At 71.5% G+C, this 15,634-nt stretch carries 11 protein-coding genes; 2 read left to right on the top strand and 9 right to left on the bottom strand.

The genetic code is table 11. The features are described 5' to 3' along the window. Positions 1–34: 34 nt before the first annotated feature. The 7 genes from OG746_RS29535 to OG746_RS29505 all read right to left on the bottom strand — a co-directional run bounded on the left by OG746_RS29535 (position 35) and on the right by OG746_RS29505 (position 10,788). Complete coding sequence (locus tag OG746_RS29535; RefSeq protein ID WP_266720187.1) at positions 35–1,510, bottom strand: DHA2 family efflux MFS transporter permease subunit; 1,476 nt, start codon at positions 1,508–1,510, stop codon at positions 35–37. A gap of 130 nt (positions 1,511–1,640) precedes the next feature. Next, the gene (locus OG746_RS29530; protein WP_266720185.1) at positions 1,641–2,831 is read right to left on the bottom strand and encodes a lipid-transfer protein; all 1,191 of its coding nucleotides are present in this window, start codon (positions 2,829–2,831) and stop codon (positions 1,641–1,643) included. 113 nt (positions 2,832–2,944) lie between these two features. Then, complete coding sequence (locus tag OG746_RS29525) at positions 2,945–4,144, bottom strand: CaiB/BaiF CoA transferase family protein (protein WP_266720183.1); 1,200 nt, start codon at positions 4,142–4,144, stop codon at positions 2,945–2,947. Next, a complete protein-coding gene (locus OG746_RS29520) occupies positions 4,137–5,804 on the bottom strand; it encodes an acyl-CoA dehydrogenase family protein (protein WP_266720181.1) in 1,668 nt (555 codons plus the stop codon). The genes OG746_RS29525 and OG746_RS29520 overlap by 8 nt, the downstream gene beginning before the upstream one ends. A 215-nt stretch (positions 5,805–6,019) precedes the next feature. Continuing rightward, entirely contained in the window at positions 6,020–7,429 is a 1,410-nt protein-coding gene (locus tag OG746_RS29515; protein WP_266720179.1) for an MFS transporter, read from the bottom strand. A 154-nt stretch (positions 7,430–7,583) separates the two neighbouring features. Next, entirely contained in the window at positions 7,584–8,507 is a 924-nt protein-coding gene (locus OG746_RS29510) for a LysR substrate-binding domain-containing protein (RefSeq protein WP_266720177.1), read from the bottom strand. A 79-nt stretch (positions 8,508–8,586) separates the two neighbouring features. Further along, the gene (locus OG746_RS29505) at positions 8,587–10,788 is read right to left on the bottom strand and encodes an acyl-CoA dehydrogenase family protein (protein ID WP_266720175.1); all 2,202 of its coding nucleotides are present in this window, start codon (positions 10,786–10,788) and stop codon (positions 8,587–8,589) included. 291 nt (positions 10,789–11,079) lie between these two features. Here OG746_RS29505 and OG746_RS29500 point away from each other — a divergent pair, with 291 nt between their 5' ends. Continuing rightward, complete coding sequence (locus OG746_RS29500; protein ID WP_266720173.1) at positions 11,080–12,813, top strand: MFS transporter; 1,734 nt, start codon at positions 11,080–11,082, stop codon at positions 12,811–12,813. A 99-nt stretch (positions 12,814–12,912) separates the two neighbouring features. Here OG746_RS29500 and pepE read toward each other — a convergent pair whose 3' ends face one another. Both pepE and OG746_RS29490 read right to left on the bottom strand, forming a co-directional pair. Next, positions 12,913–13,638: a dipeptidase PepE gene (gene pepE, locus OG746_RS29495; protein WP_266720171.1), complete on the bottom strand. Its 726-nt coding sequence runs from the start codon at positions 13,636–13,638 to the stop codon at positions 12,913–12,915. 69 nt (positions 13,639–13,707) lie between these two features. After that, entirely contained in the window at positions 13,708–14,529 is an 822-nt protein-coding gene (locus tag OG746_RS29490; protein WP_266720169.1) for an IclR family transcriptional regulator, read from the bottom strand. A gap of 151 nt (positions 14,530–14,680) precedes the next feature. Between OG746_RS29490 and OG746_RS29485 the strand changes: the two genes are divergently transcribed. Then, positions 14,681–15,634 carry a DUF1177 domain-containing protein gene (locus tag OG746_RS29485; RefSeq protein WP_266720167.1) on the top strand — a complete coding sequence of 318 codons (954 nt, stop codon included), beginning with the start codon at positions 14,681–14,683 and terminating at the stop codon, positions 15,632–15,634.

Below are 15,634 nucleotides of genomic sequence, written 5' to 3'. Positions count from 1 at the left end.
TGCCGTCTCGGGGCTCCGCCCCGGCCCCCGCTGCTCAATCGCCGCAGGGGCTTGATTGCCCCAACCGTTCCCCGCCCCGCATACCCGCCAGCACCACCACCGCAGCCACCACCAAAATCCCCGCCCCCACCGCAAACGCCCCCGCATACCCCCGGGTCAGCGCAACAGGGTCCACCGAACCCGCGGCGCGACTCGTCGCCACCGTCGACAGGATCGCAAGGCCCAGCGAACCGCCCAGCGTCCGCGACGTGTTGACCAGGCCGGAGACCAGACCCGCGTCACCCGCCGCGGCGCCCGACGTCGCCAGCGAGGCCAGCGGTGTCATCGCGCAGCCGGCGCCCGCCATCATCACGATTCCGGGCAGCATGATGGCCGTGACGTACCCGCCGTCCGCGCTCATCGTCGACTGCCACAGGAATCCGGCCGCGGTCACGAGCACACCCACCGCCGCCACGTTCCGCGCGCCGTAGCGCGGCATGAGGCGCGGCGCGAACTTCGAGCCCGCGACGACCGCCAGCGAGCTCGGCACCAGCGCGAGCCCCGCCTCGATCGGCGTGTAGCCGAGCACGTTCTGCGCGTACAACGTCATGAAGAACCACATGGCGAACGAGCCCATGCCGCACACGAACATCGCCGCGTTCGCGACCGCCACCGACCGCACCTTGAACAGGCCGAGGGGCATCAGCGGCACCCTCGTACGCGCCTCCACCACCAGGAACGCGACGATCAGCAGCAGCGCGATCCCCAGCGGCACCAGCGTCGCGGCATCGCCCCAGCCCTGCTCCTCCGTCTGCACGATGCCGTACGCGAGGACCGCCGTGCCCGCCGTCACGAGCACCGCGCCGGGCAGGTCCAGCCGGCGCTCGCCGCCCGCGCGGGACTCCCGGATCCAGCGGGCCGCCGCCGCGAGGACGACCGCGCCCAGCGGAACGTTGATCAGAAGCACCCAGCGCCAGTTGAGCCCCTCCGTGAGGACGCCCCCGACGAGCCCGCCGGCCGCGCCGCCGCCCGCCCCGACGGCGGTCCACGTCGCGATGGCCCGCGCCCGCGCGGCCCCTTCCGGAACGGCCGACGTGAGGATCGTCAACGTAGAGGGCGCCAGAACCGCCGCACCGAGGCCCTGCACCGCCCGCGCCGCCAGCAGCTGCCAGCCCTCCTGCGCGAGCCCGCCCGCGAGCGACGCCAGCGTGAACAGGCCGAGCCCGACCAGGAACATCCGCTTGCGGCCGAAGAGGTCCCCCGCCCGGCCGCCGAGGAGCATGAAGCCGGCGAACGCGATCGAGTACGCGTTCACCACCCACTGCAGCCCGCTCGCGCTGAGCCCGAGGTCGGCGCGCATCGACGGCAGTGCCACGTTCACCACGGACACGTCGAGGACGACGAGGAACTGCCCGGCGCAGGCCACGGCCACCACCAGCCAGGCGGGCGGGGCGGCGGGCGCGCGGCCACGGGAACGTATCGCGTCGTCGGAGGCCGCTGCGGAAGCGGCGTCGGGGGGAGTCTGGGCCATGCGTGTCATGGTCTCAGTCGCCCGGCACCCCGTACATCCGGATTTCGCCGCAGACGCCGTGGGCCGCCGGGCATAGGTCCACGGTCCTAGGCCCCGTCTTCAGGAGTCTTCGGCATCCCGACTGCGGGCCTCACGCCCGCCGCAGCATCGTCACCACCGCCGCGCCGCCGAGCCCGATGTTGTGCGCGAGCCCGACCCGCGCACCCTCCACCTGCCGCGCGCCCGCCTCGCCCCTCAACTGCCAGGTCAGTTCGGCCGCTTGGGCGATGCCGGTCGCGCCCAGCGGGTGCCCCTTGGAGATGAGGCCGCCGGAGGGGTTCACCACCCACTTCCCGCCGTACGTCGTCGCGCCCGCCTCGACGAGCTTGCCGGACTCGCCCTCCGCGCACATGCCGAGCGCCTCGTACGTGAGGAGTTCGTTGATGGAGAAGCAGTCGTGCAGCTCGACGACGTCCACGTCCTCGATGCCGAGGCCCGACGCCTCGTAGACCTGGCGGCCCGCGTCCCGCGACATGGGCTGTCCGACGACGTCGATGCAGGACCCGGACGCGAAGGACTCCTCGGTGTCCGTCGTCATCGACTGGGCCGCGATCTCGACCGCCTTGTCGCCCAAGTCCCGTTCCTCGACGAAGCGTTCGGAGACCACGACCGCCGCGGCCGCCCCGTCCGACGTCGGCGAGCACTGCAACTTGGTCAGCGGGCTGTGGATGGTCTTGGCGGCGAGGATCTCGTCGACCGAGTACGCGTCCTGGAACTGGGCGTACGGATTGTTCACCGAGTGGCGGTGGTTCTTCGCCCCCACGGCCGCCAACTGCGCCTCGGTCGTGCCGTACCGCTCCATGTGCTCGCGCGCGGCGTCGCCGAAGATCTGGGCGGTGGGCGGCGACATCTCGAAGCCGTGGCGGGCCGCCATGATGCCGTAGTGGCGGGCGACGGGCGACGTCTTGAAGTCGCCTCCGTCGGCGCCGCCGCCCAGCGCGCCGCGCTGCATCTTCTCGAAGCCGAGCGCGAGCACACAGTCGCTGATCCCGCCCTCGACGAACTGCCGCGCCATCATCAGCGCGGTCGAACCCGTCGCGCAGTTGTTGTTGACGTTGTAGACGGGGATGCCGGTCAACCCCAGTTCGTACGCGGCCCGTTGGCCTGCCGTCGAGGCCTGGAAGCAGTAGCCGACGGGGGCCTGCTGGACGTCCGCGTACGCGATACCGGCGTCCGCGAGCGCCGCCGTTCCCGCCTCCTTCACCATGTCCCAGTACTGCCAGTCCCGGGTCTCGGGCTTCTCGAACTTGGTCATGCCGACGCCGACTATGTACGACTTCATGGCTGCGAGCCCTCCTGCCATTAACTGACGATGCGTCAGATACTGGCAGGGTGGGCCGCCCAACGGAAGGGGCCTCAGGCGTTGACCTAAGAGGGTGACCCCATGGATCGGTCTCAGCGACCCAGCAGACCCTCGATCTCGCCCTCCCCATAACCGAGTTCGGCCAGCACCTCCCTGCTGTGCTGCCCCAGCGTCGGCGGCGCGGAGTGCACCGCCGGGCGGGCGCCGCGGAACGTGACGGGGAACGCGACCTGCTGCAACGGCCCCACGTCCGGGTGGTCGACCTTCTGCACCATGTCGAGGGCCGCCGTCTGCGGGCAGTCGTAGACCTCGTCGAGGGTGCGGATGGCCGTGACGGGCACGCCGAGCGGCTTGAGCAGGCCGACCCAGTGGGCCACCGACTCGTCGACGAGGACCGACTCCAGCTTGGCGTTCAGGGCCGTACGGTTCGCCACCCTGTCCCGGTTGCTCGCGAAGCGCTCGTCGTCCGCCCACTCCGGGTGGCCGAGGGCGGTCACGAGGCGCCGGAAGAGCGCGTCGTTGCCGACCGCGATCACGAAGTGCCCGTCGGCGGCCCGGTACGCCTGGTACGGGACGAGGCTGGGGTGGCCCGAGCCGAGGCGCCCCGGCCGCTCGCCCGTCGCGAAGTAGCCCGTGGCCCAGTTGATGTGCAGGGCGAGTTGGGACTCGTAGAGGGAGGTCGTGACGTACTGGCCGCGGCCCGTTCGCTCGCGTTCGACGAGGGCCGCGTTCACGCCGATGAGGCCGAAGAGGGCGGCGCCGAGGTCGCCCATCGCGTAACCGGCCTTGACGGGCGGCCCGTCCGGCTCACCGGTCAGCGACATCAGTCCGGCCGACGCCTGCGCCACCATGTCGTAGCCGGGTTCGTCGCGCAGCGGCCCGGTGTCGCCGAAGGCGGAGATGTGCAGGATGACCAGGCGCGGATAGCGGGCGCTCAGCTCCTTGTAGTCGAAGAGCCGGGCGAGCGACGACCCCGGCCGGAAGTTCTCCACCATGACGTCGGCGCCGGCGAGCATCCGGTGCACGGCGTCCTGCCCCGCCTCCGACTTGAGGTCGAGGGCGACCGAGCGCTTGTTGCGGTTGGCCGCCAAGTAGTAGGTGGCGTCGGGGCCGTTGAAGGGCGGGCCCCAGGAGCGGGTGGGGTCGCCGCCCTCGGGGTGCTCGACCTTGATGACGTCGGCGCCGAGGTCGGCGAGCGACATGGTGACGTACGGACCCGCGAGGATCTTGGAGAGGTCGACGACCTTCATGCCGCTCAGAGGCGTGTCGGGCGTGTCACGCGTTTCAGGCACGGTGGGTCTCCTGGAGATCGGCGAGCGGGACCTGTCCACCGTCGGCCAGCGCGGCGAAGTGGTCCAGAGCGGTGCGGGGCAGCGCGGCCGGGTCGTCGGCGAGCGCCGTGTACGCGCGGGCGACGAGGAGGGCGCGGCCGTCACCGGACGTACGGGCCTCGTGGTCGGCCTGGTCGTACAAGAGGGTCTCCATGACGGCGCGGGTGAGCTCGTCGGCGTACCGGCCGACCCTCATCTCCTGCTCGTCCTGCGGGAGTTGGAGGAGTTCGTCGCCCCTCTTGCGCAGCGTCTCCCAGCGCTCGGCGGTGGCGGGGCGGTCGCCGTAGGTGTCGGCGAGGGTGATGTGGGCGCTCTGGCGGCGCATGCAGCGCAGGACGTCGAGGGCGATGACGTTCGAGGAACCCTCCCAGATGGAGCCGAGGTGGGCGTCGCGGACGAGGCGCGGGTTGACCCAGTCCTCGATGTAGCCGTTGCCGCCGCGGATCTCCATGGCCTCGCCGGTGACGGTGCGGGCGCGCTTGCACAGGGTGTGCTTGGCGAGGGGGGTGAGGACGCGGACCAGCGCGCGGGCGACACCCTCTTCACCTTCGGCGGCACCGTCATCGGCGGCGCTCAGCCGGGCCGCGGCTTCCAGCACCAGGTGCAGGGCGGCCTCCGTGTCGAGGATCATCGGCAGCAGCGTGGCCCGCATGAGCGGCTGGTCGAAGAGGGGCTTGCCGAAGACCTCGCGCACGCGGGTGTGGTCGACGGACTCGCGGACGGCGCGGCGCATCAGGGCGGTGGCGCGCATGGCGTTGGAGAGGCGGGAGACGTTGAGCATCTCGGCCATCTGCCGGAAACCGTTGGTCAGTTGACCGACGGGCGTCGCGTACGCCTCGTCCAGTGTCACCTCGCCGCTGGCGATGGAACGCGACCCCAGCTTGTCCTTGAGCCGGTCGATGCGGATGGCGTTGCGCGTGCCGTCGGGGCGCAGCCGCGGCACGAGGAACATGCCGAGCCCGCGCGTCCCCTCCCCCTGCCCGGGGACACGGGCGAGGGTGAGGATGACATCGGCGGACGGATTGGAGGCGAACCACTTCTTGCCGGTGAGGGTCCAGTGGTCGCCCTGCTCGGCGGCGACGGTCTCCGTCAGCCCTACGTCCGTTCCCCCCTGCTTCTCCGTCATGAACATCGCGCCGGTGGACCGGAGTTCGGGATCGGTGGAGGAGAGAGCCGCTATCTCGTCGGCGTACCGCTCGGGGTCGAAGAGGCGCAGGATGCGGGCGGCGGAATCGGTCATGGACAGCGGGCAGGCCATGCCGAACTCGGACTGTACGTAGAGGTAGGACAGCGCGTACTTGACGGTGTGCGGGACCTTGGTGGGCCAGCCGAGGACGCCGGGCCTGTGGGACATCGCGGCGAGGCCGAAGCGCTCGTAGGCGATGGCCGCCACCTTGTCGTGGGCGGGGTGGAAGTCGACCTCGTCGATCCGGGTGCCGTCGGGGGCGTACTGGACGAGCCGCGGCGGGTTGGCGTCGGCGAGGGCGGCCTGCCGGTCGAGCTCGCCGGCCGCGAGTTCACCGAGTTCGACGAGGAGCGGTTCGACCCGCTCACGATCCTCGACGGACAGCACACGCCCGAGGGCGGGACGCAGGACGGGATCACGGTCGGCGTAGTTCATGGAACCTCCAGGTCCACATCAAGCCCCTGCGGCGATTGAGCAGCGGGGTGCGGGGCCAATCAAGCCCCTCCGGCGATTGAGGAGCGGGGCACGGGGCGGAGCCCCGATCTTTCGAGCTCCAGGGGCGTTTGAGGAGCGGGGTCCGGGGCGGAGCTCCGCTCTTTCAAGCCCCGCCGGTGATTGAGGAGCGGGGTCCGGGGCGGAGCCCCGCTCTTTCAAGCCCCGCCGGTGATTGAGCAGCGGGGTCCGGGGCGGAGCCCCGTGGCGTCGCGGTCACCCGCGGCGTTCTCGCCCGTCCGCGCCAACAACGGCAGCACACCCGCCAGCGTGATCCCCGTGTACGCCAGCCCAAGCGCAACAACCGGCCAGATCGAGTCGAACGAGGTCAAGAGGTACTGCGAGACGATCGGCGCGGTCCCCGCGAAGAGCGTCGTACACAGCTGGTACGACAACGACATCCCGGTGTACCGGACTTCGACCGGGAAGACGCGCGCAAGGATCCCCGCAAGCGCCGCGTAGTACATCGCATGCGGGAAGGTCGCGATCCCCATCCCCAGAACGGCAAGCCAGAAGTTGCCCGTTCCCACCAGCACGAACATCACCGGCAGCACCACGAATTCAGGTATCAGCATCCACAACACGGCCTTGCGCACAGGCCACTTGCTCGCCAGCACCGCACCGAAGGGCTGCACAATCACCTGCACCACGAGCGCGAGCGCGATGACAGTGAGGAACGTCGACCGGTCGAAGTCCAGGTCGGACGTGGCCCACGACAACGCGAACGTCGTCTTCACGTAGGTGATGGCGACACCGGCGGTCCCCGCGAGCACGCCCAGGAACACCAGCAGCGGATAGCGACTCAGCACGGTCTTGATGGGCAGCTTGACCGGCTTGTTGCGGGCGAGCGCGGCCCGCATCTCCGGCGTCTCGGCAAGCTTCAACCGAATGAAGAGCCCAACAGCAACAAGCACCGCCGAGAACAGGAACGGCACCCGCCACCCCCACGACTCGAAGGCCGCGTCCGGGAGTTGGGCGATGCCGAGGAAGGCGAGCGTGGCAAGCAGATTGCCGACCGGCGAGCCCTGCTGGGCGAACGCTCCGTACAGCAACTTCCGGTTGGGCGGCGCGTATTCGGTGGCGATGAGCACGGCGCCGCCCCACTCACCGCCCATCGCGACACCCTGGATCATCCGCAGCAGCACGAGCAGGATCGGCGCGGCGGCGCCTATCCGGTCGTAGCCAGGCAGCAGCCCGACGCAGAAGGTGGCGCCGCCCATCATGGTGAGCGTGGTGATCAGGGCCTTCTTGCGGCCGTACTTGTCACCGAAGTGCCCGAAGATCAGTCCGCCGAGGGGGCGGGCGAGGAAGCCGACCCAGAACGTGGCGAAAGCGGCGAGCGTGCCGACGGCGGGCGAGGCGTCGGCGAAGAAGATCTTGCCGAGGACCAGCGCGGAGGCCGATCCGTAGATGTAGAAGTCGAACCACTCGATGGTGGTGCCGACGAACGCGGTGACCCCGGCGCGGCGGGCATCCCGGGCGAGGTCCGGATCGGGGGCCGGATCGGGGGCGGGCGCCGCCGACTCGGCGGCGGGGACCTCGTTCGGGGCGGGGGCGTCGTGCGGCATGCGAGCGTCCTCTCGGTGCGGCGGGTCCCGCCCGTCCGGCGCGGACACCGAGGCCCGTGCACGCTCCGTCGCGAGACGCAGATCACTCTGCCCTCACGCATTAGGCGCTGTCCAAGACCAATTCCGGGTCCGATTGAGCTGCGATCGCGCGCAATCAGCTCCCGGAGTCCGAAGCCGCCGGGGCGTCCTCCGGTGTCGGCAGCACCTCCTGTGCCACCCGCAGCACCGCCTGCAACGCCGCCGACGGGTTGCCGCTGCGCCAGCCGAGCGCGATCGGCAGGACCGGCACCTCGTCCCCGGCCAGCGGCCGGAACACCACATGTTCCAGGTGGATGTTGCGCGCCGACTCGACGACGACGGCGACGCCCACACCCGCGCCGACGAGCGCCAGCATGTTGTACGAGTCCGGGGCCTCCTGCGCGATCCGGGGCGCGAACCCGGCGTCGTGGCACGCCTGCACCATGGCGTCCCGCACCGCCGACTCGCGGGAGAGCGGGAAGGTGACGATGGGCTCGTCGGCGAGCGCGCGCACGGGGACCTCGGCGCGGTCCGCGAGGGGGTGGCTGTCGGGCAGGGCGAGGACGAGGCGCTCCATGCGGACGACGCGGGCGGTGATGCCGCGCCGCACCGGCAGCGCCACGAAGCCGATGTCGAGCGTGCCGTCGGTGACCCGGCGCAGCGCCTCGCCGCTGTAGGTCTGCCCCTCCAACACGAGCTCGATCCCGGGCAGTTGCGAGGTGACAGCTCTGGTGAGCAACGGCAGCGCCGCATAACTACTGGCCCCGGCGAACCCCACCGAAACCCTCCCGACCTCCCCCAGGTGCGCGGCCCGCACCGTCCTGTGCACGGCGGAGGCATCCGCGAGCAGCCGCCGGGCCGGCTCCACGAGCGCCTGCCCGGCGGAGGTGAGGCGGACGGTGCGGGTGGTCCGGTCGAAGAGCTTCACGCCCAGGTCGCGCTCCAGCAGCTTGATCTGCTGACTGAGCGGCGACTGGGCGATGTGCAACCGCTCCGCGGCCCGCCCGAAGTGCAACTCTTCCGCTACCGCTACGAATCCGGTGAGGTGTTTCAGTTCCACGGGGCGAGGCTACGGCTTTCAAGCCCCGCCTTTCGAACGAGAGCCAGCGGGGTGGGGGGCGGAGCCCCGCCGGGTGACCTCAGTCCCTCGGCAACCCCAGGATCCGCTCCGCCACCACATTCAACTGCACCTGCGTCGTCCCACCCGCGATCGTCAGGCACCGCGACAGCAGGAACCCGTGGAGCGCCCGCTCTCCCGCCCCCTCACGAAGCGCCCCCGACGGGCCGAGGAGTTCGAGGGCCAGTTCCGCGACCTTCTGCTGGTGCGGCGTCTGCACCAGCTTCCGCACCGAGGCACCGGCCCCCGGTTCCTCCCCTGCCACCTGAAGCATGGTCGTACGGAGTCCGATGCAGCCGAGCGCATGCGCCTCCGCCGCGAGGGCGCCGATGCGGGCCCGGTACGCGCCGTCGAGGTCGCCCGACCGTGCGAGCAGCGCCTCCAGACCCGTGTCGAACGTCAACTGGTCGGCCATGTGCACCCGTTCATTGCCGAGCGTGTGCCGGGCGACCCGCCAGCCGTCGTCGACCTCGCCGACCACCGCGTCGGCGGGCAGCACCACGTCGTCGAAGTAGACCTCGTTGAAGAGGGAGTCACCGGTGATCTCGCGCAGCGGCCGGATGTCGATGCCCTCGGTGTTCTTCATGTCGAGGACGAAGTAGGTGAGGCCCTTGTGCTTGGGCGCGTCCGGGTTGGTCCGGGCGAGCAGGATGCCGTGGTCCGCCCACTGCGCGGCGCTCGTCCACACCTTCTGCCCGTTGATGCGCCACCGCCCGTCGGGCATCCGCTCCGCCTTCGTACGCAGCGAGGCGAGGTCGGAGCCCGCGCCCGGCTCCGAGAACAGCTGGCACCAGAGCGTCTCGCCGCGCAGGGTCGCCGGGAGATGGCGGTCGCGCTGCTCCTGGGTGCCGTACGAGATGAGGGAGGGCACGACCCACGTGGCGATGCCGAGGTCGCTGAGCTTCACCCCGGCCGCCTTCAACTCCTGCTGCACGGCGAGCTGTTGGACCGGCCCGGCGCCGAGTCCGTACGGGGCCGGCAGGTGCGGCGCCGCGTACCCGGTGGGCGCGAGGGCCCGCCGCGCGGCCTTCGGGTCGAGCCCCCGCGCCCCCTCGATGACACCCCGGGCCGCCTCCCGGTACCCGTCCGCCTCGGCGGGCAGCGCGAACCGCAGTTCGCGGCGGACGCCGGACTCGGCGAGCCGCACGGCGCGCAGCCGGTGCGCGTCCCCCGCGCCGAGCAGCTGGCGGGCGACGACGGCTCTGCGCAGATAGAGGTGGGCGTCGTGCTCCCAGGTGAAGCCGATGCCGCCGAGGACCTGGATGCAGTCCTTGGCGCAGGAGTACGCGGCGTCGAGCGCGGTCCCCGCGGCGAGCGCGGCGACAAGCCCGCGCACGTCCTCGCCGGCGCCGTCACTCCCGCCCTCCCCCTCCCCTTCATCGAGCGCCCGCGCCGCATCCCACGCCAGCGCAGCCGCCTGCTCCACCCGCACCAACATGTCCGCGCACAAGTGCTTGACGCCCTGGAACTGCCCGATCGGCCGCCCGAACTGCTCGCGCACCTTGGCGTGTTCGGCCGCGGCGTGCAGCGCCCAGGCCGCGGTGCCGCAGGCGTCGGCGGCCAGCAGCACACCCGCCAGGTCGCGCACGAGCGTGCCGTCCACGGCGAGGACCCGGTCGGCGGGCACGACGGCGCCGGTCGCCGTCACCTCGGCGGTGGGCCGGGTGGGGTCGCCGCTCTCGTGCGCGCGCACGGTGAGGCCGGAGGTCTCGGCGTCGGCGGCGAACCACACCACGCCGTCGGCGCTCTCCGCCGCGAGGACCAGCAGGTCGGCATCGGCGCCGGTGAGGACGGGCGGCGCCACGCCGTCGAGCACGAGCCCGTCGGGGCCCGCGACGGCGCTGAGCCCGCCGGGCCCGAACGCGACCGCGCCGATCCGCTCCCCTTCGGCGAGCGCGCCGGTGAGCTCACGCCGCCCCGCCCTGCGCAGCACTTCCGCGGCGAGCACGCTGCCGACGAACGGCCCGGGCAGCGCCGCGCGCCCCGCCTCCTCCACGACCACCGCGAGATCGAGCAGGGTCCCGCCCCCGCCGCCGTACGACTCGGGGAGGTGCACCCCGAGGAGGCCCTGACCGGCGAGACCGTCCCAGTAGGAGGGGCGGTGGCCGGGGGCGGCCGGGGCGTCGAGCAGCTTGCGCACCTCGTCGGGCGGTACGGCGCGCGCGATCCAACCGCGCGCGGCGTCCGCGAGTTCCCGCTGTTCCTGCGTGATGGCGATGCCCATGCGGCGCACGGTAGAACACGTTCCAGTAGACCGGAAGACCAAATCTGACACCGAGTCAGAAACAAGCGTTCACCGAACGGCGACGTAATGAAGAGGTAAAGGATTCCGCTCGTACGACGACCGTCGGAATAGTCGCCCCAGCAGACCGGTTCGACATACACACAACCTGCCCGCACCACGACCGCACACCGATCGCACAACGCGCGCCCCGAGCCCGGCGGCGCGCGTTCGCCGCCCTCAGCGACACGTCCCAGTATGTGGACCCAGACCGCCTTCCGGAGGCCTTCCTTCATGTCCCAGCCGACGACTCAAGCCCGCCCGTCAGGCGGCGTCGTCCCCGTCCTCGCCTTCGCCGGCATCACCGTGGCGGTCATGCAGACGCTGCTCGTGCCGGTGATCAAGGACCTGCCCGAGCTGCTGAGCACCGCCCCCTCCAACGCGACCTGGGTCATGACCTCGACCCTCCTCGCGGGCGCCGTTTCGACGCCCATCATGGGCCGCCTCGGCGACCTGGCCGGCAAGCGCCGGATGCTGCTCACCAGCCTCGCCATCATGGTGTTGGGTTCCCTGGTCTGTGGCTTCACGGACAACCTGCTCGTCATGATCGTGGGCCGCGCGCTCCAGGGCTTCGCGATGGGCGCCATCCCGCTCGGCATCGGCCTGATGCGCGACATGCTGCCGCGCGAGAAGCTCGGCTCGGCGATGGCCCTGATGTCCTCCTCCATCGGCGTCGGCGGCGGACTCGCCCTCCCGGCGGCCGCGCTCGTCGCCCAGCACGCCGACTGGCACGCGCTGTTCTTCGGCGCGGCGGGCCTCGGCGTCGTGGCCATGGTGCTCACCGTCTTCTTCGTCCCCGAGAGCCCGCTGCGCGCACAGGGCACCTTCGACGTCGCGGGGGCCATCGGCCTCACCGTCGGCCTCATCCTCTTCCTCCTGCCCATCACCAAGGGCAGTGACTGGGGCTGGAGCTCGGGCACGACGATCGGCCTGTTCGCCGCGGCGCTCGTCGTCCTCCTCGCTTGGGGCGCGATGGAGCTGCGCCTGAAGGCCCCGCTGGTCGACCTGCGTACGACGGCCCGCCGCGAGGTCCTGCTCACGAACCTCGCGTCGATCATGGTCGGCGTCGCCTTCTACGCGATCTCGCTCGTCCTGCCCCAGCTGCTCCAGCTCCCGAAGGAGACGGGCTACGGCCTCGGCCAGTCGATGGTCGTCGCGGGCCTGTGCGTGGCACCGCTCGGCCTGACGATGATGCTGATGGCGCCCATCTACGCGCGCCTGTCCGCCGCGTTCGGCCCGAAGGTCACCCTGCTCCTCGGCCTGCTGATCATCGCGATCGGCTACGGCGCGGGCATCGGCCTGATGAGCGCCCCCTGGCAGACCATCATCATCGCGGTCCTGGTCGGCGCGGGCATCGGCCTCGCCTACTCCTCCCTCCCCGCGCTGATCATCGGCGCGGTGGACGCGTCCGAGACGGGCGCGGCCAACGGCCTCAACACCCTGATGCGCTCCATCGGTACGTCGGTGTCCTCCGCGGTCATCGGCATGGTCCTGGCCAACACGGCGAACAACGTCGGCGGCGTCGCCGTCCCGACGATGCACGGCTTCCGGATCTCCTTCCTCATCGCCACGGGCGCGGTCGCGGTCGGCGTGCTGCTCGCCTTCGGCCTGCCGGGCCGCAGCAAGCCGACGGTCCAGCTGCGCGCCAGCAGCGAGGAGGACACGATCCTCGAACGCGTGGAGGAGGCCCTCGCCGCCCAGTTCCACGGCCGCGTCCTCGACCCGGCGGGCCTGCCGGTGCCGCGCGCCAAGGTCACCCTGATCGACCGCCGCGGCCGCCAGGCGGGCTCGGCCCTCACGGACACGGAGGGCGAGTTCGCCCTCGACGTCCCGACGGGCGGCTCCTACGTCCTCGCGACCACGGCCTCCGGCCACGCCCCGCGCGCCTCGGCCGTCACCCACCACGGCGAGAACCGCCCGGTGCGGGTGGAGCTGGCACTGGAGGCACTCGCCGAGACGGTCCGGTAGGCGGTAGTCGGGCTGCGGGAGGCCCTGTACGCAGGAGGCGCGGCACGCTACAGCGTGCCGCGCCTCCTGCGTTTTTGCCGCCGAAATCTCGTAGCGGCCTCAGCTCCCCACGTCGAACTTCGCCTCCACACCCAGCAGTTCGGACACATCCGACCCCACCGCCAGCTCCTCCGGAGCGGCCCCCCGCCGGAACAGCCGCGCCGCATACGCACCCTCAACGGACGCACGCGCACCCGCGACCCGCAGCCACGAGCCCTCCCGCAGCCCGAGCACCGGTACGTCGTTCTCCTCAAGGAACTCGGTGAGGCGCTGCTCGCGGGTCTCGCCCTTGTGAGTGGAGGACGGGTCCGGGTCCAGGTAGTGCGGGTTGACCTGGAACGGGACCAGGCCCAGCGTCTCGAAGGACGGGGGCTGCACGATCGGCATGTCGTTGGTCGTACGGAGGGTGGGCGCGGCCATGTTGGTGCCGGCGCTGGCACCCATGTACGGCAGGCCGCCCCGGACCGCCTTCGTCACCGCGTCCCGCAGCCCGGTGCGGTACAGCGCGCTCAGCAGCCGGAACGAGTTGCCGCCACCGATGAACACCGCGTCTGCCGCCGCCAGTTGGGCGAGCGGGTCGCCGCCCTCGTGGACGCCGTGGACGGAGATCCCCGCGCCCTCGAGCGCGCCCCGCACCTTCGCCGTGTACGCGTCGTGGTCGGCGAGCGCGTACGGCACGAACGCGAGGCGGGCGTTCGGCGGCAGGAAGCCGGTCACGGTGTCGAGCGCGTGCTCCAGGTAACCCCGGCCGTGCTGGGTGGAATTGGAGAGCAGCAGAAGGTTCACGACGGGGTCGCTCCGATCAACGTAATCAACAAGCTGTGCATGGCGTAATCAACAGGCTGTGCATAAAGGTCAGTTGGTGGCAGGCCGACCGCGGCGCGTGCGCTGGGGCGGATGCGTGAGCCTGCGCTCAAGGAGGTGCGCCGCCTTGCGCAGTGCGTCGAGGCGGTCCTCCGGCCCGTCCGGGAAGCTCTCCTTCGCGCCGCCGAGGCTGAGGCTCCCGTACGGTTCGCGGCCGAGGAAGACGGGCACGGCGACCGTGCCGATCCCGGCGTCGTACTCGCCGACCGTCCACGCGTAGCCCCGGGCCCTGACCTGGAGGAACTCCCGCTCCAGCTCGTCCGCGTCGGTCACCGTGCGCTCCGTGAAGCGGGCCATGGGGCGGCCGCGGAACAGCCGGTGGCGCTGGTCGTCGGGCAGGAACGCGTAGTACGACTTGCTCGTCGCGCCCGCGTGCGCCGGGTACAGCTCGCCGACCAGCGGGTAGTAGCGCAGCGGCCCCGACTCCCCCTCGACCGCCGCGACGCACCGCATGTGGAAGCTGTCGGGCAGGCAGAACAGGACCGTGTCGCCGGTCGCCGCCCGCAGTTCCTCCAACACCGGCCCCGCCAGCAGCTCCAGCGAGCCCGAGCGCTCCCAGAGCCGGCCGAGCCGCAGCACCGCGGGCCCGATCCGGTAGCGCCGCGTCACCGGGTCCGAGACCAGAAAGCCGCGCCCGGCCAGCGTCGAGAGCAGCCGCTGCGCGACCGACGTGTCCCAGCCGAACTCGGCGGCGACCTCCGTCACGCCCCAGTCGGGCCGTGTCCGCTCGAACGCGAGCAGCACGAGGAGGGCCCGGTCGACGGTCTGCAGGGCGCCGGCCGGGGTCTTCCGGTCGAGCGGGATCTCCGGCACGCCATCTCACCATCCAGACCTGTATTGCAAATAACGGGAAATGCTTGCGGACAACGCTATCCGATCCGGAATCTGCTGTCAGTACCGGTGGAAATCGCGACCGGGCGCAGCGCGGTGAGCGCGCCGCAGTGAGCAGTGAGAGGGACTCCGCATGCTGAAGTACGTCCTCGATGTCGTCGATCTGCTGGACGACCCCGACGCCGACGGCAAGCGCGCCGTCGCGTATCTCGACTCGGTCGCGGGCCCGGAGGGCTCGGGCGCCGAGATCACCACCGTCGAAGGCGAGCGCGGGTCCACCGACTTCGTCCTCGTCCGCATCCCGGGCGCCAAGGGCCGCACCAGCGGCGGCGACGCCCGCACGCTCGGCGTCGTCGGCCGTCTCGGCGGGGTCGGTGCCCGGCCCGAGATGACGGGCCTGGTCTCCGACGCGGACGGCGCCGCCGCCGCGCTCTCCACCGCCGCGAAGCTCCTCGACATGCGCCGCCGCGGCGACGTACTCGACGGGGATGTGGTCATCGCCACCCACATCTGCCCGGACGCACCGACCGCGCCGCACGACCCGGTCCCCTTCATGGACTCGCCCGTCGACATCGCCACGATGAACCGCCACGAGGTGACCGCCGACATGGAGGCCGTGCTCTCCATCGACACCACCAAGGGCAACCGCATCATCAACCACAAGGGCCTCGCCCTGTCCCCCACCGTCAAGGAGGGGTGGGTGCTGCGGGTGAGCGAGGAGCTGGGCGAGCTGCTCGCCGTCGTCACGGGTGAGCCGTTGGTCACTTATCCAGTGACAACGCAGGACATAACGCCATACGGTAACGGCGTCCACCACATCAACTCGATCCTTCAGCCGGCCACGGCGACCGCCGCCCCGGTCGTCGGCCTCGCGGTCACCTCGGCCTCGGCGGTCCCCGGCTGCCAGACCGGTGCCAGCCACGAGACCGACATCGCGGCCGCGGCCCGGTTCGCCGTCGAGGCCGCGAAGGCGTACGGGGGCGGGCGCATCGACTTCCACGACGCCGCGGAGTTCGACGCCCTCGTGAGCCGCTACGGCCCGCTCACCCACCTGCAGACCCTCGGCAACGCACCTACGGAGTCGTGA

The organism is Streptomyces sp. NBC_01016 (genome assembly GCF_026341035.1).
GTDB lineage: Bacteria > Actinomycetota > Actinomycetes > Streptomycetales > Streptomycetaceae > Streptomyces.
The sequence above is the reverse complement of the archived record's forward strand: the minus strand, read 5'-3'. Positions and strand labels throughout refer to the sequence as shown.

What these genes read in the sequence shown, in the direction of transcription:
- OG746_RS29535 (WP_266720187.1), bottom strand. Translation starts at nt 1,510, where the DNA reads ATGGCCCAGACTCCCCCCGACGCCGCTTCCGCAGCGGCCTCCGACGAC.
- OG746_RS29530 (WP_266720185.1), bottom strand. Translation starts at nt 2,831, where the DNA reads ATGAAGTCGTACATAGTCGGCGTCGGCATGACCAAGTTCGAGAAGCCC.
- OG746_RS29520 (WP_266720181.1), bottom strand. Translation starts at nt 5,804, where the DNA reads ATGAACTACGCCGACCGTGATCCCGTCCTGCGTCCCGCCCTCGGGCGT.
- OG746_RS29515 (WP_266720179.1), bottom strand. Translation starts at nt 7,429, where the DNA reads ATGCCGCACGACGCCCCCGCCCCGAACGAGGTCCCCGCCGCCGAGTCG.
- OG746_RS29505 (WP_266720175.1), bottom strand. Translation starts at nt 10,788, where the DNA reads ATGGGCATCGCCATCACGCAGGAACAGCGGGAACTCGCGGACGCCGCG.
- OG746_RS29500 (WP_266720173.1), top strand. Translation starts at nt 11,080, where the DNA reads ATGTCCCAGCCGACGACTCAAGCCCGCCCGTCAGGCGGCGTCGTCCCC.
- OG746_RS29485 (WP_266720167.1), top strand. Translation starts at nt 14,681, where the DNA reads ATGCTGAAGTACGTCCTCGATGTCGTCGATCTGCTGGACGACCCCGAC.